This is a genomic window from Mesorhizobium sp. M8A.F.Ca.ET.208.01.1.1, from assembly GCF_004791315.1.
Lineage (GTDB): Bacteria > Pseudomonadota > Alphaproteobacteria > Rhizobiales > Rhizobiaceae > Mesorhizobium.
In genome coordinates, this window is the sequence record NZ_SRUT01000056.1 from 1 (window position 1) to 438 (window position 438).

Sequence of the window (438 nt, forward strand, 5' to 3'; positions counted from 1 at the left end):
CTGGAACGCTTAGCGCAGGAATGGCGGCTCCTCAGCAGCGTTCCTCGATCGACCGGATCACCTCCTCGACACCTCGCAGTCGGTCTCGATTTCGACTGACGCTTGGCCAGGATGGTGAGCTTGCCGGTGAGACGGTCGCCGGCCAGAACCGGCTTCTTCCATTTCACATGCTCGATGCCTGGCGAGCCCTGCGAGGTCGAGTCCAGCAGGAAGGCGTCGCACAGCATGCGCATGAACATCGCGCAGGTGTGCCAGCCCGAAGCCGAAAGCCCGCCTAGGATGCTCGCCTTGCCGGCTTCCTCGTCGAGATGCATCGGCTGCGGGGCGAACTCCTCGGCGAATTCGATGATTTCGGCAGCACTGACGTCCTTGCTGCCGAGGTCGAGCGAGGCGCCCTCGACGAAATCCTCATAGGCCCAGGTTTTTCCGGTCATGTCG

General features: G+C 62.8%; 1 pseudogene. It reads right to left on the reverse strand.

The features are described from left to right. Positions 1–80: 80 nt before the first annotated feature. A pseudogene (locus EN851_RS34255) lies at positions 81–434 on the reverse strand (MaoC family dehydratase); the annotation flags it as partial. Positions 435–438 lie beyond the last annotated feature (4 nt).